Origin of the sequence: Francisella-like endosymbiont (genome assembly GCF_003069505.1) — a bacterium.
Lineage (GTDB): Bacteria > Pseudomonadota > Gammaproteobacteria > Francisellales > Francisellaceae > Francisella.
The window spans coordinates 26,226-48,347 of the sequence record NZ_QAPC01000006.1; the positions used below are offsets into that span (position 1 = coordinate 26,226).

Below are 22,122 nucleotides of genomic sequence, written 5' to 3' on the forward strand. Positions count from 1 at the left end.
TAGTCACAATAAGATTTTAAAATAAAATTTACTTAACAACAGGATCTAGTTCACCATTTTCATAACATTGAAACATTGTCTCAAGTGAAATAGGCTTAATCTTACTAGCCATGCCAGCACTCCCAAATACTTCATATCTAGCTTTGCAAATTTCTGACATCGCAGCTTTAGCAACAGCATTATATTTGCGCGGATCAAATTCAGCTGGATTCTCAGCCAAGAATCTTCTCACAGCGCCAGTAGCTGCCATACGAAGGTCTGTATCAATATTTACTTTACGCACACCATACTTAGTAGCCTCAACGATTTCCTCTACCGGCACGCCATAAGTCTCTCCCATAGCTCCACCATAAATATTAATAACTTCTAGCCAGTCCTGTGGCACAGAAGATGAGCCATGCATTACTAAATGAGTATGAGGGATTCGTGTATGAATTTCTTTTACTCTTTTGATAGATAACACATCACCTGTAGGTGGTTTAGTAAACTTGTAAGCACCATGAGAAGTACCGATAGCTATAGCTAAAGCATCAACTTTAGTTTTTCTGACAAAATCAGCAGCTTCTTCAGGGTCAGTAAGTAACTGATCCATAGATAAAGTACCTTCAGCACCTACACTATCTTCTTCCCCAGCTTGCCCTGTTTCTAATGAACCAAGACAACCTAACTCACCCTCAACTGATACCCCACAAGCATGAGCCATCTCAGCTACAGTTTTTGTAACATTAACATTATACTCGTAATCTGATGGAGTCTTGCCATCTGATTTTAAAGAACCATCCATCATTACAGATGAAAAGCCTAATTGTATAGATCTTTGACAAACTGATGGAGATGTACCATGATCTTGGTGCATACATACTGGTATATGTGGATATTCTTCTATCGCAGCTAAAACTAGATGTCTAATAAAAGATGCACCTGCATACTTTCTTGCTCCAGCAGAACCTTGTAAAATAACCGGTGAGTTAACCTTATCTGCAGCTTCCATAACAGCCCTAACCTGCTCAAGGTTATTAACATTAAAAGCTGGTAATCCATAACCATGCTCAGCAGCATGATCCAATAGTTGACGTAATGAAACTAAAGCCATTATTATTATCTCCTTATCTTACCTGACCTGCAATTATTACTTTAATCTTATTAGTACTTCCATGAACACCCATACTATCACCACTAGTAAGGACAAAAATATCACCATTTTTAGCCAGCTTTCTGTCCTCTAACTCCATAGATGCTGATCTATTTACATATAATTTAGACATCCTAGTTGAGTCAAAGTATATTGGTATCACTCCTCTAAACAAAGTCATTGCACCTAAAGTTGTAGCATTTCTTGATAATGCATAGATAGGTAAATCAGTATTGATACGTGACATCCAACGCGAAGTATTACCACCTTCTGTCAATACGATTAATCCTTTAGCACCGATATCATTGGCAATTTTAACTGCTGCAACTGATACAGCATGATCAATCCTATCACAGTCAGCTATCTTTTGCTTTTTAGAAACGTGTGTATACTTACTTTTCTCCGCTGATTCACATATTCTTGACATCGCAGAAACTGTCTCAACAGGATATTTACCTACTGCTGTTTCAGCTGATAGCATCACAGCATCAGTACCATCAAATACAGCATTGGCAACATCAGATGCCTCAGCACGAGTTGGTGAAGAGTTATCTATCATCGACTCCATCATTTGTGTAGCCGTAATAGAACCTTTTTCATTTCTTCTAGCTGTACTAATAATAAGCTTTTGTACAGTTGGTACATTCTCATCACTAATTTCAACAGCTAAATCACCACGCGCCACCATTACAAGGTCAGAAGCATCAACAATACTCTTAAGATTATCTTCTAATACAGCCTCTGCTCGCTCAATTTTAGCTACTATTGCAGGTCTCCAGCCAGCTTCGTGGACAAGTTGACGTGCATACTCCATATCCTTACCATCCCTGACAAATGATACCGCTAAGAAATCCACTTGTAGCATTGCTGCTATTTTTATATCCTCTTTATCTTTCTCAGTAAGTGCAAGTGCTGTAAGTCCACCGCCTTTCTTATTGATACCTTTATTATTAGAAACTTTACCACCAATGACAACTTTGGTGACTGCTTTATTTCCTTTTACTGAGTCAACCTCTAAGACAATTTTGCCATCATCTACAAGTAGTATATCATCTTTTTTCACATCTTGAATAAGCTCTTTATAGTCAATGCCTACAACATTCTCATCACCATCACTAACGCCAAGTTCAGCATCAAGCGTAAACTTTTGATCTTTTTTAATCTCTACAGAGCCATTTTTAAATTTTGATAATCTGATTTTTGGTCCCTGCAGATCAGCTAAAATACCAACATAAGTATCTTGCTCTTTAGCAATCTGACGAATCAGCTCGACTCTCTTACGATGATCTTCAGCAGAGCCATGCGAGAAATTACATCTGACTGCATTAACACCTGCTTTAATCATTTCTGTTAAAGCTTCTCTTGATTCACTTGCAGGACCAAGAGTAGCTAAAATTTTCGTTCTTCTCATATAATTATCCTAAATTACCTAGTTGCTTTTTCTTTGAGTATCTCTACAGCTGGTAATTTTTTACCTTCAAAAAATTCTAGGAACGTCCCACCAGCTGTTGATATATAAGAAACTTGATCTTTGATGCCAAATTTTTCTATCGCGGCAATAGTATCACCACCACCAGCTACTGAAAAAGCAACCGACTGTGCTATAGCCAAAGATAAAGCTTTTGTTCCTGCGGCATAATTATCAAACTCAAATACTCCAATAGGACCATTCCATAAGATAGTATTTACTGATTTTAGCAGTTCAGCAATTTCCTTTTCAGATTCTGGACCTATATCTAGAATCATCTCATCATCAGTAACATCAGAGACTTTTTTAGTGATTGCTTGTGCATTTTCACTAAACTCTTTAGCTACTCTTACATCAACTGGTATAGGAATATTAACTCCTAGAGTTCTAGCTTTAGCTAAAATATCTCTTACTTCAGCGACAAGGTCTTGTTCATACAATGAATTACCAACATTATAACCTTCTGCTTTTAGAAAAGTATTAGCAATACCACCACCAACGATAAGAATCTCAACCTTATCAAGAAGGTTATATAGCAATGATAGCTTAGTTGAGACTTTAGATCCTCCAACTATCGCAGCCATTGGTTTTTTAGGCGATTTCAAAGCTTTTTCTAGCGCTTGAATTTCATTAGTTAATAATATCCCAGCACATGCTACTGGTACATACTTAGCAACCCCATAAGTAGAAGCTTGTGCTCTATGTGCTGTAGCAAAGGCATCCATCACAAAAATATCACCTAAGCTCGCAATCTTTTTAGATAAATCTTCATCTGATTTTTTCTCACCGTTGTTAAAGCGTACATTTTCACACATAACAATTTCACCAGCTTTAACATCAACACCACCTAACCAGCCTTTAGCAAACTTAACTGGCTTATTGATAATTTGAGACAAAGCTTCTGCTACTGGCTCTAGAGAAAACTGAGGATTATATTCACCCTCTGTAGGACGACCAAGATGCGACATCAAAATCACAGCGCCACCCTGATCTAAAATATATTGAATAGTTGGAATAGCAGCTTCAATTCTAACCTTACTTGTTACCTTACCATCTTTAACAGGTACATTAAAGTCCACTCTAACCAAGACTTTTTTATCTTTTAGATCAACATCTTTTAATGTTAGAAAACCCATTTATATCACCTATAATGTTTATAGAGCTCCAAAGTACTCTACTACTCTAACCATTTGATTTATATAAGACATTTCATTGTCATACCAAGATACCACTTTAACTAGAGACTTATCACCTAGTGAAGTAACTTTAGTTTGAGTTGCATCGAATAATGAACCTTCAGAGACCCCTATAACATCACTAGACACTAACTCTTCTTCTGTATAACCAAAAGATTCATTTGCAGCAGCTTTCATCGCAGTGTTAACATCTTCAGATGTCACACTCTTAGATACCACAGCAACAAGCTCAGTTAACGATCCAGTTGATACAGGAACACGTTGAGCAGCACCATCTAATTTACCAGCTAATTCTGGAACTACTAGACCGATAGCCTTAGCTGCCCCAGTTGAGTTAGGCACTATATTTACAGCTGCTGCTCTTGCACGACGGAAGTCATTTTTTGCATGAGGAGCATCTAGAGTATTTTGGTCACCTGTATAAGCATGAATAGTTGTCATAAAGCCACTTTCAATTGTTGCTAAATCATGAAGACCTTTAGCCATAGGAGCCAGACAGTTAGTTGTACAAGAAGCAGCAGATATAATCTTGTCATCTGCATTTAGGATATAGTGGTTAACACCAAATACTACAGTTGGTAGATCATTACCAGCTGGAGCAGAAATAACTACTTTTTTAGCACCAGCATCAAGATGAGCTTGTGATTTTGCTTTTGATACATAGAAACCTGTACACTCTAGCACAAGGTCTACATTTAATTCACTCCAAGGTAAATTAACTGCATCTTTTTCAGTATATATCTTAATCTCTTTACCATCTACAACTATAGAGTTTTCTTTTGCTACCGTTACAGCTGCTTTTGAGAATCTACCTTGAGCAGAATCATATTTTAATAAGTGTGCTAACATCTTTGGATTTGTTAAATCATTAATCGCTACAATCTCAATGTTATCTTTACAAAACATTTGACGAAATGCTAAACGACCAATTCTACCGAAACCATTAATTGCAACTCTCATTTTAATCTCCTTAAGATATTACCTTGCGAAAGTTTATTACACATATTTAGCAACAATATTGCTAATATTTTTTACAGTAAATCCAAAATGCTTAAATAAATCTTCAGCTGGTGCCGACTCACCAAAGCTATAGATTCCTTTTACTTCTCCTCCAGCTTTTGGCATATATTTATACCATATATCAGGTTGTGCCATTTCAACAAAAACTGCGGGAATGTCATCTTTTATTACTGATTTTTTATACTCTTGAGTTTGAGCAGCAAAAACTTCTACACACGGTATAGAAGCAACATTTATCTTTATACCTTTCTTTTCAAATTCACTAGCTACATTGACAGCAAGTTCAACTTCAGATCCTGTCGCAACAATAGTTAATTTAGCGTCAGCATAGTATTTAACTAGATAGCCACCTTTAGCAATATTTGCAACTTGATGTTGTGATTGCACTATTAGCATTAAGTTTTGACGCGTTAATACCATTATGCTTGGAGTATCTTTTGATTTTACCGCTTGATGCCACGCTATCATTGTCTCAACCGTATCAGCAGGTCGCCAAACATTAAGGTTAGGTATAAGTCTTAAGCTTGGAATATGTTCTATAGGCTGGTGTGTTGGTCCATCCTCACCTAAACCGATAGAGTCATGTGACATAACATGTACCACAGGCTGCTTCATCAATGCTGACATCCTTATAGCATTTCTTAAATAATCGCTAAATACTAAGAATGTACCACCATAAGGTTTGATGCCACCATATAAACTTAAACCATTCATTATTGCAGCCATTCCAAATTCTCTAACACCATAAGAAAGATAATTTGCACTTTCTTCAGTATTATTTAACCAGACTGAACCACTCCAATTAGTGTTATTTGAGCCTGTCAAGTCAGCTGACCCACCAAACATCTCTGGCATATTATTACACAAGACTTCAAGTGCCATTTGTGAAGCTTTACGTGTTGCCACTTTGATAGGGTTGCTCAGTTGCGAAGCTATATAGTCATTAATAGAGTCTTCTAATTCGACAGGTAACTCTTTGTTTAAAATTCTTTCAAACTCTTTAAACCTAGGGCTATCTTTGAATAAATCCCATTGCTTTTGCCAATTTGCCTCTAAAGCTTGTCCTTTTTCTTTAGCATCCCAGTATTTGTAAACAGCTTGGGGTATTTCAAAAGCTTGATAATTCCAGTTAAGCTCTTTAGCAGCTGAAGCTCTTTCTCGCTCATTTAAAGGTGAGCCATGCACAGAAGCAGTCCCAGCCTTCTCAGGTGAGCCAAAACCAATTATAGTTTTACAACAAATTAATGTTGGCTTTTGCTGCTGTGCATGAGCTCCATTTATAGCTTTTTCTATCGCAGCAAAATCATGACCATCTACATTTTCTATAACATGCCAACCATAAGCCCTAAATCTCCCAGGCGTATTATCACTAAACCAACTTCTAGTATCACCATCTATTGAAATATTATTATCATCCCAAAATACTACTAATTTGTTTAGACCTAGAGTTCCTGCTAATGAGCATGCTTCATGCGAAAGACCCTCCATTAAACATCCATCACCTAAAAATACATAAGTGTGATGATCTATAACTTTTAAATCTGTCGTATTGTATCTTTGAGATAAGAGTTTTTCACCTAAAGCCATACCAACAGCATTTGCCACTCCTTGACCTAGTGGTCCAGTTGTAGTTTCAACTCCTGGTGTATAGCCATACTCAGGATGTCCTGGAGTTTTTGAATGTAGCTGTCTGAATTTTTTAATATCCTCAATAGATACATCGTATCCAGTTAGATGTAACAAAGAATATAAAAGCATTGAGCCATGTCCATTTGAAAGAACAAATCTATCTCTATTTATCCAATGTGGATTGTTAGGATTGTGCTTAAGAAACCTTGTCCAAAGTACTGTAGCAATATCAGCCATACCCATAGGCATTCCAGGATGCCCTGATTTAGCCTTAAGTGTTGCATCAATAGATAAAAACCTTATAGCATTTGAAAATTCACGTGGAATAGATAAAGACATTAGTTATTTAAACCCTTACTTATGTGATTGTTAATTTTTTTAAAAAAACTATATATGATGATACAATAGAGCCTTTCATAAAACAAGAAATCTATATACAATAATTATTACTAACAAAATACCCCAGTAATAGCGAAGATGGAAGGTAAGCATAGTCAGATAAATTACTCAATATATGCCAAGCAAAAAAGAGAATTGGAAAATATTGAGATAACCATTGAGCAACTTGATCAGATTTCTGATTTCATCACAGCTACTCCTCACACATTTGTATGCTCATTTTCTTTTTTTGAAGAAAAAAATCATGCGTGCATTAAATATTCAATCAAAAGTACATTACAACTTATTTGCCAAGATTCTTTAAAGGTATTTGACCATGATTTTGACATAACAAATACTATAATAATTGCTGAGGATGACAGACTAGTAGAAGATAGTCTTCATGAACCTTTTATATGTAAAAGTGCAATTATCGATCTAAAGGATTTAATTAAAGAAGAGATACTTTTAGACCTACCTTTAATACCAAAAAAACACAAGCACTTGTAAAAATATAAAAAAACATTCATACTATAGTGGACAAGAAAATGTTATACAAAAGAAAAGGAATCCTTTTGAGATTCTTAAAACACTCAAGTAGTATACATAATTTAGAATATAAAAAACACTAAGAGGTTATCTAAAATGGCTGTACAACAAAATAAAAAAAGCAGATCAAAGAGAGACATGAGAAGATCTCACAGCTCTTTAATTACTCCTACTCTATCTACTGATAAATCAACAGGTGAACTACATTTAAGACATCATGTATCACCTAATGGTTTCTAATAAGGGTAGAAAAGTAGTAGAAACTAAATCTGAAGACTAATATTTCCCATCAACACTTTTAAATCAGCTTATCTACATGACAGTTAAATATTAATGATGAGCAATAGACAATTAGAGATATAGGAAGTTTTATACTATTATGGGTTACAAAATATCTATAGATACAATGGGTGGAGATCACGGCTTTAATACTACTATCCCAGCGGCTCTTGAAGCAGTAAAAAAAGACTCTAATTTACAAATAGTATTAGTTGGAGATCATCATAAAGTTAAAAGAGCTTTAGACAGATATTCAAAAGTTAAGAAAATAAAACTACCAGTTTTACAAAGAATAGCTATTCATCATGCTAGCGAGACAGTTAGTATGGATGAATCACCATCTATTGCTGTTAGAAAGAAAAAAGATTCTTCTATGCGCGTAGCTATTAACCTTGTTAAAGATGGTACTGCTGATGCCTGCGTCAGTGCTGGTAATACTGGGGCGCTAATGGCTACATCAAAATTTGTATTAAAAACCATTAATGGTGTTGATCGTCCTGCTATTGTTTATGCATTACCTGCATTCAACAGAGAAACTAAACAACTTAGTAAAACTTATATGCTTGACCTTGGTGCAAATGTGGTTTGTACATCAGAACAACTTTTCCAATTTGCAATCATGGGATCAATATTAGCAGCAAGTTCAAAAGGTATTGCTGAACCTAGAGTTTCATTACTAAACATAGGTGAAGAAGAAATGAAAGGTCTAGATAATATCAAAAATGCTGCAAAATTATTACAAGGTTGCGATTTTATTAATTATAATGGCTATATTGAAGGTAAATATATTTTTGATGATACCACTGATGTAATAGTCTGCGATGGTTTTGTTGGCAATGTTTCTCTAAAAACAATGGAAGGAAGCTTAAGGCTTATAGAGTCTCTTATCAAAAAAACAATACAAGAAAGCTCTTGGCTAATGAAAATTCCTATAGTAATGACATTACCAATATTCAAAAAAATGAAAAAAGGTATGAATCTTGATAGCTTTAATGGTGCATCACTACTAGGTTTAACTGGCATAGTGGTTAAAAGCCATGGTGGAGCAAGCGCTAATGCTTTTGAGACCGCAATCTATGAAGCTATCAAAGAAATTAAATACAATATTCCTAAAACAATTCAAGAATCTTTAGAAAAAGTTCTTTAATCTTTCTTATTCATGCTAAAATAAATATCGAGCTATATGGCGAAAAGGCGAAATCTTATGGTTTTTTGTTGTTAATCATAATTTAAAGTAGGTATAACTATATAATGTTTTCACAAATACTAGGTACAGGAAGTTACTTGCCTGAAAAAATCTTAACTAATGAAGATATAAGTAAATTTGTTGATACTTCAGATGAGTGGATCAAACAAAGAGTCGGTATAGAAAGACGTCATTGCGCTAATGAAATAGAAACAACAAGCTATATGGCTACACAATCAGCTAAAAACGCTCTTGAAGCAGCGCAACTAACTGCTAATGATATCGATACGATAATTGTTGCAACAAGTACCCCTGATTTTATAATGCCTTCAACAGCCTCGATGATTCATCAGAACCTACAAATAGATAATTTCAAGGTGCGCTGTTTTGATATTTCAGCTGCTTGTAGTGGATTTGTTTATGCTCTAGATATCGCTAAGCAGTACATAGAGGCTGGTGTCTCAAAAAATATTCTTGTAATCGGTGCTGAAAAAATGACGCGTGTCTTAGATTGGAATGATCGCTCAACATGCGTACTTTTTGGTGATGGTGCTGGTGCTGTTGTAATTTCAACAAGCCAAGAAAAAAAGATATTATCATCTTTACTTTTCACAGATGGCTCGTGTTTGAATATGCTGAATATCCCAAATAATTTACCAACTTCAAGAGGACAAAACATAAATATTGATCCTTACTTAATAATGGAAGGTAATAAGGTTTTTAAATTTGCTATTTCACGCTTATCTTCATTAGCTAATGAACTAATACAAGAAGCTGGAATAAAAGCTAGTGATATTGATTGGCTTGTACCTCATCAAGCAAACTATAGAATACTTAACTCAACTGCCAAAAAAATTGACATGCCAATGTCTAAGGTAGTCACAACACTACAAGACCATGGCAACACATCAGCAGCCTCTATCCCATTAGCTTTAGATCATGCTGTAAGAACAAATAAAATAAAACCTGGTGATACAATAATCTCTGAAGCATTCGGAGCTGGATTTGTCTGGGGCGGTTTTATCGCAAAGATATAATCTTTTTATAAATTTATTATTTTTAAAAGCATAAAAGGAGGATTATTATTATGTCAAAAGTAGCTATAGTTTTCCCTGGTCAAGGTTCACAAAAACTAGGAATGCTCCAAGATTATTATGAAAATTTTGAGACTTTTAGAAACATAGTCGATGAAGCTAAACAGCATCTTAGTTATGACTTATGGAATATTATTCAAAATGATGAAGAAACCCTAAATAAAACTGAGTTTACTCAACCAGCATTACTTGCCACTAGTTACGCTATATATAAAGTCTTAAAAGAGCAAAAACCAGAGTTAAAAGTAGAATACTTTGCTGGACATAGCTTAGGTGAGTACACCGCTCTACTTGCAGCTGGGTGCATTTCATACAAAGACGCTTTACAACTTGTTTCTACACGCGGCAAATTAATGCAAAATGCTGTTACTGATAAAGAATGTGCTATGAGTGCTATTCTAGGTTTATCTAATGAAGATGTAATTAAGTGTTGTCAAGAAGCAGCCGATGTTGGTGTTGTTGAGGCTGCAAACTTTAACTCAACAGGACAACTTGTTATCTCCGGTAAAAAAGCTGCTGTCGAGAAAGCTAATACAATAGCAAAAGAAAAAGGTGCAAAACGCGCTCAGATACTTGCTGTTAGTGTACCTTCACACTGCTCTTTAATGAAAGATGCAGCAGATAAGTTTGAAGCCGAGTTAAATAAGGTAGAGTTCAAAGAACCTACTACTGCTGTTGTACAAAATTTTGATGCTAAATCACATACAAATCTAGCAGAAATAAAAACAGCAGTTATTAAACAACTATACAAGCCAGTACTTTGGACACAATCTGTCGAAGAACTTGTAAAACTTGGAGTCACAGAAGTTATTGAATGTGGTCCTAACAAGGTTTTATCTGGACTAATCAAAAGAATAGATAAATCACTAGTTATAAAAGATACAAACAGTGTTGATAGTTTAGAAAATATTTAAAAGGAGATAATAAATGTCTTTGAATGAAAAAGTTGCTCTGGTCACAGGTGCAAGTAGAGGTATAGGTTTTGAAGTTGCTCATGCATTAGCAAGCAAAGGTGTTACTGTAATAGGTACTGCAACTAGCAGCCAAGCTTCTGCGGAAAAATTTGAGAACTCAATGAAAGAAAAAGGTTTTAAGGCAAAAGGATTAGTCTTAAATATTTCAGATATTGAAAGTATTCAAAATTTCTTTGTTGAAATAAAAGCTGAGAACCTAGCAATAGATATTCTAATCAATAATGCTGGTATCACTCGTGATAACTTAATGATGAGAATGTCAGAATATGAATGGCAATCAGTTATAAATACTAACCTAAGCTCAATCTTTCGTATGTCAAAAGAGTGCGTACGCGGTATGATGAAAAAAAGATGGGGTAGAATTATCTCTATAGGTTCTGTGGTTGGATCAGCTGGTAACCCAGGACAAACTAACTACTGCGCAACTAAAGCAGGTGTAATAGGTTTCTCAAAATCTCTTGCTTACGAAGTTGCTAGCCGTAATATCACAGTAAACGTTGTGGCTCCTGGATTTATAGCTACAGATATGACTGATAAACTAACTGATAAGCAGAAATCTTTTATTGCTACTAAGATCCCTTCAGGACAGATGGGTGAGCCAAAAGATATCGCTGCAGCAGTAGCTTTCTTAGCTTCTGAAGAGGCGAAATATATAACAGGACAAACTCTTCATGTTAATGGTGGTATGTATATGGCTTAAATTTTGCAAAATTATTGCAAAAATGATTAAAAAATAATATCATTGACATAAGTAATTTTCAAAACAAAAATAAGAAGGAAAAAAACATGAGCGTGAATGAAGTATATGCTAAAGTAAACTCTATCATAGTTGAGCAACTAGGTGTTAAAGAAGAAGATTTAAAACCAGAAGCTTCTTTCATCGATGATTTAGGTGCTGACTCTCTAGATACAGTTGAACTTGTAATGGCTCTAGAAGAAGAATTTGATACTGAGATTCCAGATGAAGATGCTGAGAAAATCAAAACTGTTAAAGATGTTTACGACTATATCGACTCTAAAGTAAACTAATCAAAATTAATCTCAAAGTTAGTATGAAGAGCATTTTCATACTTTTTTCTACAATATTATAAACAGGTTAATTTAAATTATGAAATCTAATCGTAGAGTAGTTGTTACTGGCTTAGGTATGGTAACACCTTTAGGAAATGATGCCCCTACGACTTGGGCTAATATCCTAGCTGGTAAAAGTGGTGTAGAAACTATAACTGGTTTTAATACACCTGCTCCTGATATTAGCGAGTTTAAAGTTAGATTTGCAGCAAGAATTAAAAATTTTGATGTAGATGCACTTGTAGGTAAAAAAGACGCAAAAAAAGTGGATCCTTTCTGCTATTATGGTATTACCGCTGCTAATGAAGCTCTTAAAGATGCTGGTATTGATAAAGTATCTGAAGAAGATTCATATAAGTTCGGGGTCTGTGTTAGTTCTGGTATCGGTGGTATCGAGACTTTAGAAACTACTAAAGCTGTAATAGATACAAAAGGACCTTCAAAAATTTCACCGTTTTGTATTCCATCTTCAATCGTAAATATGCTGTCTGGTATCATTTCAATAAATCATGGTTTACGTGGTCCGAATGTACCAATCGTTACGGCTTGTACTACAGGTACTCATAACATTGGTATGGCTGCTAGATTAATCGCTAGTGGTGATGCTGATGCTATGCTTGCTGGTGGTTCTGAAAAAGCAAGTAATGCTATTGGTATGGGTGGATTTGCTGCTGCTAGAGCATTGTCAACGCGTAATGACGATCCACAAAGTGCTTCACGTCCTTGGGATAAAGACAGAGATGGCTTTGTGCTTGGTGATGGATCTGGTGTCGTTGTCCTAGAAGAATATGAAAGAGCAAAAGCTCGTGGTGCTAAAATCTATGCAGAAGTTATAGGTTTTGGTATGTCTGCAGATGGTTATCATATGACTATGCCTTATGCTCCAGGACAAGAAAGATGTATTCAAAATGCTTTAGCTGATGCTGGGCTTGAAAATAACCCTGATGCGATAGATTACGTCAATGCACATGGTACTTCAACTCCACTAGGGGATGTTCAAGAGTCACAAGTTGTTGAAAAAGTAATTGGTCAATATAGAAAAGATTTAGTTATGAGTTCAACAAAGTCAATGACTGGGCACTTACTTGGTGCAGCTGGTGCTATTGAATCAATATTCAGTGTACTGGCAATAAGAGATCAAGTAGCTCCACCTACAATCAATCTGCATAATTTAGATGATGGTTGTAACTTAGACTATGCTGCAAATGCTGCTAAGAAGATGAAAATTGATTATGTACTTAATAACTCTTTTGGTTTTGGTGGCACAAATGGATCTGTAATTTTCAAAAAAATCTAAGTACCAGTAGTTCACTATATTTAGCTGATCTTCGATAAGCCACCAAGTGTGGTTTTTTTGTACAAAAATTAAGGAAGAAATATGCAAATCCATATTATTGATCTACACTACTTGGTTACACAAGAAGAGACAAGCCAAAATTAGACCCTCACATAGAAATTTCTTGAGTATGGCTATACTTAATGGAATATTTCTAGCATCTGGCCCTAAAACATCAAATACAGGTGGTGCTATTATTGCGCGTGGAGATGCTACAAGAGATCAAAGAATTTATCGAAGATGACCCCGTTTTATATCAAAAAAAATTGCCAAATACCATTTCAATAGTTTTGATGCTATCAAGCATATCCAAGAACTTGCGAAGCTCTAAATACTCCATACATCATTTCTCTTTTATTACCAAAGCCTTTATCTTTTTTTACCTCAAAACCATACTTCTGTAATGTTTTTCTTACTTTAGAACTGGCTGTAAAAGTTGCAAAGCTACTGTCATTGTGGCAAAGTTTTGAAATACTCTCAAAAAAATTATCACTCCACATACAACTATTTTTACTTGGTGCAAAACCATCAAGAAATCATGCATCTATAAATGGAAGGCTATAGTGATTAATATTATTAACATCATCGATTATTAGCTTAAGGGTAATATTATCAAACTCATAAATATTTAAACCCTCAAGAGGATTATATTGCTCGAGAAAATTTCGATAATCATCTAACTCATCAAAATTCTTGAGTATTTCTCCAAGGTCATTTAGTGCTATAGGAAACTTCTCAAATGAGATAAATTCTAGTTGAGAATCCTTGCAAGCATATTTATGCCAAAGATTCATTGTCAGGATAAAATTAAGACCACTACCAAAACCTGCTTCACAAATTCTAAAGTATTGATTTTTTTGTAACTGAGAAAATCTCTGTTGTAAATGATTATATACTAAGAAATTGTAAATACTCTCCTGTATACCAGATCGGGTTGAAAAATAAAAATCATTAAAAGATGCAGACTTAGGTGTATTTTTTCCCAAATTATTTTAGCAAATTCCATAATTATATAACTTTTATGATTAAGTATTATTTGTATAAAGAATAACAAATTAGGACCTTGCTAAAAATAGCTGTATATGCAAAAATAGTGCTTTCACATACTTATTATCTAAAACTTAAACATGGAAAGTACAATACACAATTCATCATCACTAAAAAATAAGCTTCTTATAACATTTATCTGTTACCTTTGTTATTTTTACACTGCAAATGTAGTGCTAGTGACAGGTGCGGTGATGCAGCCATTATTAGAATATTTTCATAACAGTAATATTGGCTTTGCTTTCACATTTATCAATGTTGCAATGTGGTTTACAATATTGATTATAGGCATTTTAATGAATAGATTCTCTATAAAGTTGCTACTAATTGTTGCGGTAGCGATAGGGATTGTATCATCATTAATCACTACTATAATCCCATCAATGTTTACTCTTAAAATACTACTTACTTGCGTTGGTATAACTGGTGGTCTTTTTATGGCTATTGCTAGCTATATGATTGTACATATATACAATAACCATAAAATAAGAGCAATGAATGTAATTTTTACTGACTTTTTCTTTAGCTTTGGTGGAGCTTTAGTACCAATATTCGCTGCTTATCTAATCACCCAACACTTTGAGTGGTATACTATTTATCTAATATTACAAATAACTGCGGTAATCACCTTAGTCTTAGTAATATTTTCAGATTTCACGACACTTAATTGCCACAATATCACCAAAGAAATAAAACCAAGTTTAAATTTCTCAACATGGAATCTTAGCTTGTATTGTGTCGCTTTTGCAGCCTTCTTATTCTTATTAGCTCAAATAATTATGACTAGCTATGCTCAATCATATTTCCAAGAAATACTTGGCTGGGGTACTATTGATGCAAACAAGCCACTTTCTTATTTTTGGACAGCACAATGTGGTGGCTTGTTTATTAGCCCAATAATAACTAGATTTATCCCATTAAAATACATCCTGCCAACATTCATGCTAGTTGGGCTAATTGCATTATCATGTATTTTATATATACCAAATATGGATATCGTATTTAAGGCTGCAATTATTTTTGGACTATTTAACTGCTATATTTATGCTGGGCTGCTAGCTTATGGAACATTTCAAATGGAAAATGCTCCATCAACTTTAATTACAACTATACTTCTATTTGGTACAACTGGAACAGCTCTTTCTACTACTACTGGAGCTTTTATAAAGCAATACTTTGGCTTAACTAGTGTAATGCATGCTGTAGTAATCTTTTATATAATATCTTTCATACTTGTTATCTTGGCGATTATTTTCTCAAAAGAGCAAAAGAATGCTTAGGCGTTTGTATCAATTTTACTAATAAATCATATAAGTTCTTTTTGTTACAAAATTACAAATCTATAATGTATAGTTATACAAAATTGATTTAATTAAACTTATAAATAACTATGAAAAAACACTTAACTCAACCAATGATTTTCGGTGTACTACTAGTGGCTATTCTTGCTGGTATTGAATATTTTATCGCAAAGATTTCTGCTATTAAGGAACTTGGTATTAGCCCTTTGATTATAGGAATAGTTTTAGATATGGCTTTGACTCATACTCCAATAAGCAAAATTATCCATAAGTGGAAATAAGGTATTGTTTTTATTGCCAAAAAATTCTTAGATTTGTAATAATTTTTTATGGTTTTAACCTAACATTTCAGTTAATCGCATCTGTCGGTTTAGCTGGGCTTTTAGGGCATATGAGTGATGCTCAATATGATATTTTTGCTGGTGGCTCTAATCCATGAAGTAACTCAAGTTGTAGCTGCTGGTAATGGCGTAAGTCCACATGCGGAAGAGATAGCTGTTACAGTTAAAATGATTCGTGTGATGATCCTAGCGCCTATGTTAATTGTGATAGGTATATGGATAGCTAAATCAGCCACTACTGTTAGTGAAGTAAGTGGCTCAAAACCCCAGAAAAGATCAATTAAAAAATTATCCCTTGGTTTACAATTGGTTTTATAATAGTCGTAGGATTTAACTCTCTTGATCTTTTACTTGGGGCGACTGTTAATAGCATTAGAGTAGCTGATCAATTTTTACTAGCTATAGCAATGGACGGGGACACTAGGATTAGAAACTCATGTATCTAGGTTTATCCAAGCAGGGATTAAACCACTCCTTCTTGTACTAATCTTATTTGCTTGGTTATTTTTTGGTGGTATAGCTATCACTTATGGTATAACTAGCATAATCTAATCGCTTATTTAAGCAAAGCTATCCTATTTTGAGACTAAATAATGTATTATATCTAAAAAATAATAATTTGATAATATTGCAACAATGAAACCTATTCTTAATGCTACAACAACTATTGCCAGAAAAGCTGGCAAAATTATTCTTCAAGCACAAAATGACCTAAGCTCTATCAAAATTTCTCAAAAACTTGATAACACAACTGTATCAAATATTGATGTTGCTGTTGAGAACTTTATTATTGATAACATCAAAAAATCTGGTTTTAATGACTACTTCATAACTGAAGAAAACGGCGAGTTTGGTAACAAAGATAGTCGTTTTACTTGGATTATTGATCCAATAGACGGAACTAATAATTTTGTTCATGGTTTACCACACTGTTGTATATCAATTGCTACTAAAAAAGATGATGAAATAGTTCTAGGTGTTATTTATAATCCTTTTTTAGATCTGATGTTTTGTGCCTACAAAGGACAAGGAGCTCTACTTAATGGTAAAAAGATAAGAGTTGCTCAAAGCCAAAATCTACAGAACACTTTGATTTCAGCATCATTAAAATATTCACGTAAAATACTTAACGATAGCTATATTGCAGAGCTAATTAAGCTTCAACAGGTAATATCAGGATATAGATATTCTGGAAGTATTGCTATGGATATGGCATACCTAGCAGCAGGATATATTGATGGTCTATGGGCATGTGGCGATGTAAAAGTATGGGATCTAGCTGCTGGATATATAATTGTGAAAGAGGCAGGTGCTATAGTTACAGATATACACGGTACAAATAACATTAATACTGGTTTGATTATTGCTGGTAATAAGAAAATCCAACCAAAGCTTATTAAGATTTTAGCAAAACACATAAAATAATGAATACCCGTGCTGTTGCAGCTAAGACTATTTTAGATATTCTTGATAATAAATATTCTCTGCTAACCATTGAGCAAAAACTTCTTAGCCATAACTTATCTGAGCAAGATAAATCTTTCGTTAAACTTTTGTGTTATGAGTTTTTCAGAAACTACTACTCTTTAGATAAGATAGCTGGTTTATATCTAAAACAAAAAACTAAAATAAAAGCTAAAGTTTTAATCATGCTTGGAGCATTACAAATATTTGAAATCAAGCAGCCCTACTACGCAATTATTAATGAAACTGTAGCAGCTTGTAAAAATCTCAAAATTATCTGGGCAACGAAACTCATTAATAGAATACTAAGAGAAATTACCCGTAATCTCGAGGATACAACTAACATCTATAATCAAAATAAAGCAATAGATATGCCTAAATGGCTTAGTGATACGCTTAAAAAACAGTATCCTAAACAGTATCTAGCGATAGCTCAAGCAATTAATACAAAAGCTGATATGTTTATTCGTCTAAATCAAGCTAAAGATACTAAGAAAGTCTTAGATTATTTTGAGAAAAATAAAATAATATACTCTTTTACAGATCTAAAGGATTGTATAAAGCTTGATCAAGCTATAGATATAAAACACAATCAGCTATTTCAACAAGGCTATTTTACAATACAGGATATCTCTGCACAGTATGCAGGCTATATTATCAAAGCTAAAAATGATGATAAGATTCTTAATGCTTGTGCTGGTCCTGGAGGTAAAACTTCGCATATTTTAGAATGTGCTCCACAAGCTGATATTACTGCTATAGACATTATTGATAAGCGTTTAGAGCTTCTTAAAGAAAACTTAACTAGGTTATCTAAAAATAATAATGTTAATGTTTTTAAACACGATTTGACTCTACCTCTAGCTGGAAAATTTAATAAAATTATCCTTGATGCCCCATGCTCTGCCCTAGGAACTATAAGGCGAAACCATGACATCAAATAATAAGAAAGCCAGAGGATATTCAAGCTATCAAAATCTTACAAAGTAAAATTTTAGCTAACTTATGGAATAATAACCTCAGCAATAATGGTTACTTACTATATATCACCTGTTTAATATTAGCAGAAGAAAATCAACAACAAATAAAAGACTTTTTAGCTAAAAATAGTGATGCTGAAATTATTGATATAGACATCCTTGAAAAATATAAAATTAATTGCGGCTATCAAATACTACTATCTCAACAAGGTGGTGATGGCTTTTATTATTGTTTACTTAAGAAAAATTCTTGTTCTTAGCAGCAATTTTTGGGCTATTTCTTGAGGAATACCGGAAAGCTTTAACTTATTTATATGATACTCTGCGAAGAGAAAATAATATCTTCTATTCTATCTTCAATAATAAATCCAATCGATGTATAAAAAGCTAAGGTTTGGATATTTGCATTATATACATATGCAGTATCAACACTATAATTCTCTAACAAATATTTAAGCATAAAGCTTCTAAAACCTTTACCTAAAAACCTCGACTCAACAGTTGAAAATAGTATCTCATTATCTTTTATACACGAGAACCCAATGACTTGACCTTCAGCTGTTAATACAAAGCTTTTAAATGTTGGATCATTAAGGTATTTATCTACTACCAACTTTCCTTGATTATTTATCTCATTAGTAGTAAAAAACTGACAATTGTTCAATAAATACTCTGACCATATATACGATATCATCAAAATCTTTAGCTGTGGCTTCTCTTATTTCCATATCAATCCTTTAGTTGTGTAAATGCTTTAATACGAGTATCCGCTAGCAAATTTTATGTCAAACTACTAAAGTTGTAAACTATATTAGACACCACTTTAAAAAAACTTTGTAAGTAAATTTATCATCTAATGATAAATTATTTGGATATGACCCTGACTGTGCCTGAGGAACTTTTAAACCATATTCAGTATAAAAATCAAACCAATACTGAGATACTGCACTATTATCATCCGCAATATAATTAAGTCTATGTTGTGTAAAGTATTTTGAATTACTTGTACGATTATAAGCTACATGAATTAATTCTGAACAGTAAAGCTTGCATTTTGTATCGGGCAAAAATAAAGCATTATAAGAAAAACCTATAAATTCCTTAGCATTAGCAATTATAGTTTCTAAAAAATTAATACTTTCTGATACGTGCGCAACTAGAGTTTTTTTACCTAAATATTTAGATAACTTAGCCTTTATAATTCCTGCGACTGTCACAGCTTCAATAATTTGGCCATCCACCATATATAAAAACACAATGATAATAACTATAACCTCCAAAACTAGTAGCCAAACTTGAAATATCCTTTTCAGCCTCATCAACTATAAATATTACATCACCTTTTTTTAAGTTATTAATATTCATAGTAAATCTTGTAGATTGTCTTCGAGAATAACTTCTACACCTAAGTCTTGGGCTTTTGTAAGTTTGCTACCAGCATTATCACCACAAATAACCATATTAGTTTTCTTAGAAACACTTGAAGTAACTTTTGCTCCCATAGCTTTTAGCAGCAGCGTAAGCTCGGTACGATTATAATTGTTAAAAGTACCTGTAATTACTACTGTTTTACCAGCAAAATTAGTATTATGATTTTGCTCTAGTGGTTGAGGGTTTCTTATCTCAATCCCAATACTTAGAAGTTCTTCTACAATCTTAATATTTAAACAATCTTGCCAAAATGAAACAATATTATTAGCCATAATCTCACCAATATCATTAATTTCTATAAGCTCAGCAAAGCTAGCTTGACGAAAAATTTGTAAACTACCGAAATGATTTGCTAAAGCCTCTGATGATACTTCGCCAATATCTTTGATTCCAATAGCAAAAATAAATCTTGCTAAGTTTGGAGTTTTGCTTTTTGTGATAGAGTCTAGGACATTTTGCGATGATTTAGCACCCATTCTCTCTAAATTAAATAACTGCTCAAAACTAAGCTTATAAATATCAGCCGGATATTTGATTAAATCTGCAGCAACGAGCTGTTCGATTAGCTTATCACCAAGCTTATCTATATTCATAGCCTTGCGCGATACAAAATGCTTAAGTCTCTCTGTAGTCTGCGCCTGACAATGCCAGCCACCTGTACAACGATGTATAGCTTGATCATTGATATTTTCAATTGCTGAGTTACATACTGGACAAATTGTTAGCATCTCGACTATCTGTGCATCTGGCTTACGATATTTAGCTAAACTTTTAACAACCTCTGGAATTACATCTCCTGCTCTACGCACTATTACTCTATCACCAATACGAATATCTTTGCGTCTTATTTCATTAATGTTGTGTAATGTAGCATTTGAAACTATAACACCACCAACGGCTACTGGCTTAAGTCTTGCAACTGGAGTAATAGCCCCAGTTCTACCTACCTGAAACTCTACATTTACAATTTCTGACTCAACTTCTTCAGCTGGAAATTTATATGCTACAGCCCACTTTGGTCCCCTAGCTGTGTAGCCAATAGTATCTTGTAGCTTAATATTATTGACTTTAAAAACCAGTCCATCAATATCATAAGCTAAATCAGCACGCTGATGACTCATGTTACGATAATACTCTTCAACTTCTGCAAAGTTTTTTGCCAAAAACATATTATCACTAATTGTAAAACCAAAACTTTGTAGCAGCTGCATTAGCTCAAACTGAGTTTGAGGATGAGAAAAGTCTTTTGAAAAATAGCCTATACCATAGCTATAAAGCTTAAGTGGTCGTTTTGCAACAATTCGAGAATCAAGCATACGAATACTACCAGCAGCAGCATTACGTGGGTTTGCAAAAGTCTTATTCTCATGTGCCTGCATATACTCATTAAGTGCTAAAAAACTTTGCTTATCTAAGATAATCTCACCGCGTACTTCTAGTTCTTGTGATGGATTTGGAGTATTTAGTTTAAGTGGGACATTACGAATAGTTTTGACATTTTCGGAGACTTTTTCACCTTGGATACCATCTCCACGTGTTACAGCATAAGCAAACTCACCATTTTTATAAAAAATACTAATAGCTAACCCATCCATTTTAGGCTCACATTCAAGCTCAACATCATATTCTATTTTGTCATAAAAATCACGCAGCTCCTCAAGACTAAAGACATTTGCTAGAGATGTCATTTTCTTTTTATGCTTGACAGTCTCAAACGCTGCTAAAACCTTACCACCAACACGATCTAGTACCGAATTTATGGGTTTAAATTCAGGATTGTCATCTACTAAATCTTGAAGTAGTCTAAATAGCTTATCGTATTCCGAATCAGAAATAACTGGCTTATCCAAGGTATGGTACAAGTGGCTGTGTTGACTAAGATAATCAGCTAATTTGTCTATATAAGCTTTTAATTCTATTTTAGCTAAAATACCGTAATTTATAGAAAAAAAATCATTTGGAGTCATTAAAATGAATATCTTAAATAATTATTTTATAGCAGCTATTTTATACTAATTTAGTTGCTTTTGCATAAGATGAAAACCTTTTTAAATTATAATCTTTTGTCAATTATTCTTTCTTTAAAAAGACTATAAAATCATCTTAAAAATTATTGATATTGCTGTTAAAAAATTGCTAAGTATTTAGTGATATGTTATAAATCGGCATTACAAAAATAAAATTGTATACACAACACTTATACTTTGCAAAAATATTGACCTAGTTTGCTAGGCAATAATAACACT

The 22,122-nt window shown here is 33.7% G+C and carries 14 protein-coding genes and 8 pseudogenes; 13 read left to right on the forward strand and 9 right to left on the reverse strand.

The annotated features are described in order from the left end of the window. Positions 1 to 28 precede the first annotated feature (28 nt). From fba to tkt, 5 genes are read right to left on the reverse strand one after another with little or no spacing between them, the layout of a single operon-like run. The gene (fba, locus tag C9379_RS08265) at positions 29 to 1,093 is read right to left on the reverse strand and encodes a class II fructose-bisphosphate aldolase (protein ID WP_143385201.1); all 1,065 of its coding nucleotides are present in this window, start codon (positions 1,091 to 1,093) and stop codon (positions 29 to 31) included. Positions 1,094 to 1,106: 13 nt separating this feature from the next. Next, positions 1,107 to 2,543, reverse strand: coding sequence for a pyruvate kinase (gene pyk / locus C9379_RS08270; protein WP_143385202.1), 1,437 nt, complete (start codon positions 2,541 to 2,543; stop codon positions 1,107 to 1,109). 14 nt (positions 2,544 to 2,557) lie between these two features. After that, entirely contained in the window at positions 2,558 to 3,736 is a 1,179-nt protein-coding gene (locus tag C9379_RS08275; RefSeq protein WP_143385203.1) for a phosphoglycerate kinase, read from the reverse strand. An 18-nt stretch (positions 3,737 to 3,754) separates the two neighbouring features. Further along, entirely contained in the window at positions 3,755 to 4,756 is a 1,002-nt protein-coding gene (gene gap / locus C9379_RS08280; RefSeq protein WP_143385204.1) for a type I glyceraldehyde-3-phosphate dehydrogenase, read from the reverse strand. Between the two features lie 36 nt (positions 4,757 to 4,792). After that, positions 4,793 to 6,784, reverse strand: a complete 1,992-nt coding sequence (gene tkt, locus C9379_RS08285) for a transketolase (protein ID WP_143385205.1) — start codon at positions 6,782 to 6,784, stop codon at positions 4,793 to 4,795. A 138-nt stretch (positions 6,785 to 6,922) separates the two neighbouring features. On the opposite strand from tkt, the pseudogene C9379_RS08290 reads away from it, so the two are divergent. From C9379_RS08290 to C9379_RS08970, 9 genes and pseudogenes are all read left to right on the forward strand, one after another. Next, a pseudogene (locus tag C9379_RS08290) lies at positions 6,923 to 7,424 on the forward strand (YceD family protein). A 44-nt stretch (positions 7,425 to 7,468) separates the two neighbouring features. Beyond that, positions 7,469 to 7,652, forward strand: a pseudogene (gene rpmF / locus C9379_RS08295) (50S ribosomal protein L32). A gap of 99 nt (positions 7,653 to 7,751) precedes the next feature. Further along, entirely contained in the window at positions 7,752 to 8,798 is a 1,047-nt protein-coding gene (gene plsX / locus C9379_RS08300) for a phosphate acyltransferase PlsX (protein WP_143385206.1), read from the forward strand. A gap of 104 nt (positions 8,799 to 8,902) precedes the next feature. Further along, the gene (locus tag C9379_RS08305; RefSeq protein WP_143385207.1) at positions 8,903 to 9,874 is read left to right on the forward strand and encodes a beta-ketoacyl-ACP synthase III; all 972 of its coding nucleotides are present in this window, start codon (positions 8,903 to 8,905) and stop codon (positions 9,872 to 9,874) included. A 50-nt stretch (positions 9,875 to 9,924) separates the two neighbouring features. Continuing rightward, complete coding sequence (fabD, locus tag C9379_RS08310) at positions 9,925 to 10,845, forward strand: ACP S-malonyltransferase (RefSeq protein WP_143385208.1); 921 nt, start codon at positions 9,925 to 9,927, stop codon at positions 10,843 to 10,845. Between the two features lie 13 nt (positions 10,846 to 10,858). Then, positions 10,859 to 11,605, forward strand: a complete 747-nt coding sequence (fabG, locus tag C9379_RS08315) for a 3-oxoacyl-ACP reductase FabG (RefSeq protein WP_143385209.1) — start codon at positions 10,859 to 10,861, stop codon at positions 11,603 to 11,605. An 86-nt stretch (positions 11,606 to 11,691) separates the two neighbouring features. Beyond that, the gene (gene acpP / locus C9379_RS08320; RefSeq protein ID WP_143385210.1) at positions 11,692 to 11,934 is read left to right on the forward strand and encodes an acyl carrier protein; all 243 of its coding nucleotides are present in this window, start codon (positions 11,692 to 11,694) and stop codon (positions 11,932 to 11,934) included. Positions 11,935 to 12,013: 79 nt separating this feature from the next. Further along, entirely contained in the window at positions 12,014 to 13,273 is a 1,260-nt protein-coding gene (gene fabF / locus C9379_RS08325; protein WP_143385211.1) for a beta-ketoacyl-ACP synthase II, read from the forward strand. A gap of 81 nt (positions 13,274 to 13,354) precedes the next feature. Next, positions 13,355 to 13,643 (forward strand): annotated as a pseudogene (locus C9379_RS08970) (YciI family protein). On the opposite strand, the pseudogene mnmC2 reads toward C9379_RS08970, so the two are convergent. Beyond that, positions 13,612 to 14,318, reverse strand: a pseudogene (gene mnmC2 / locus C9379_RS08330) (tRNA (5-methylaminomethyl-2-thiouridine)(34)-methyltransferase MnmC2). The pseudogenes C9379_RS08970 and mnmC2 sit on opposite strands and share 32 nt — an antisense overlap. A 121-nt stretch (positions 14,319 to 14,439) precedes the next feature. On the opposite strand from mnmC2, the gene tsgA reads away from it, so the two are divergent. The 4 genes and pseudogenes from tsgA to rsmB all read left to right on the forward strand — a co-directional run bounded on the left by tsgA (position 14,440) and on the right by rsmB (position 18,705). Beyond that, on the forward strand, positions 14,440 to 15,639 hold the full coding sequence (gene tsgA / locus C9379_RS08335; RefSeq protein WP_143385212.1) for an MFS transporter TsgA: 1,200 nt from the start codon (positions 14,440 to 14,442) through the stop codon (positions 15,637 to 15,639). 110 nt (positions 15,640 to 15,749) lie between these two features. Then, positions 15,750 to 16,553, forward strand: a pseudogene (locus tag C9379_RS08340) (YeiH family protein). 84 nt (positions 16,554 to 16,637) lie between these two features. Further along, positions 16,638 to 17,426, forward strand: coding sequence for an inositol monophosphatase family protein (locus C9379_RS08345; protein ID WP_143385213.1), 789 nt, complete (start codon positions 16,638 to 16,640; stop codon positions 17,424 to 17,426). Continuing rightward, positions 17,426 to 18,705, forward strand: a pseudogene (gene rsmB, locus C9379_RS08350) (16S rRNA (cytosine(967)-C(5))-methyltransferase RsmB). The gene C9379_RS08345 and the pseudogene rsmB overlap by 1 nt, the downstream one beginning before the upstream one ends. On the opposite strand, the pseudogene C9379_RS08355 reads toward rsmB, so the two are convergent. From C9379_RS08355 to ligA, 3 genes and pseudogenes are all read right to left on the reverse strand, one after another. Beyond that, positions 18,683 to 19,173: pseudogene (locus tag C9379_RS08355) on the reverse strand (GNAT family N-acetyltransferase). The pseudogenes rsmB and C9379_RS08355 sit on opposite strands and share 23 nt — an antisense overlap. A 78-nt stretch (positions 19,174 to 19,251) precedes the next feature. Beyond that, positions 19,252 to 19,810: pseudogene (locus tag C9379_RS08360) on the reverse strand (YiiX/YebB-like N1pC/P60 family cysteine hydrolase). Continuing rightward, entirely contained in the window at positions 19,807 to 21,843 is a 2,037-nt protein-coding gene (gene ligA, locus C9379_RS08365) for an NAD-dependent DNA ligase LigA (protein ID WP_143385214.1), read from the reverse strand. The pseudogene C9379_RS08360 and the gene ligA overlap by 4 nt, the downstream one beginning before the upstream one ends. Positions 21,844 to 22,122: the final 279 nt, after the last annotated feature.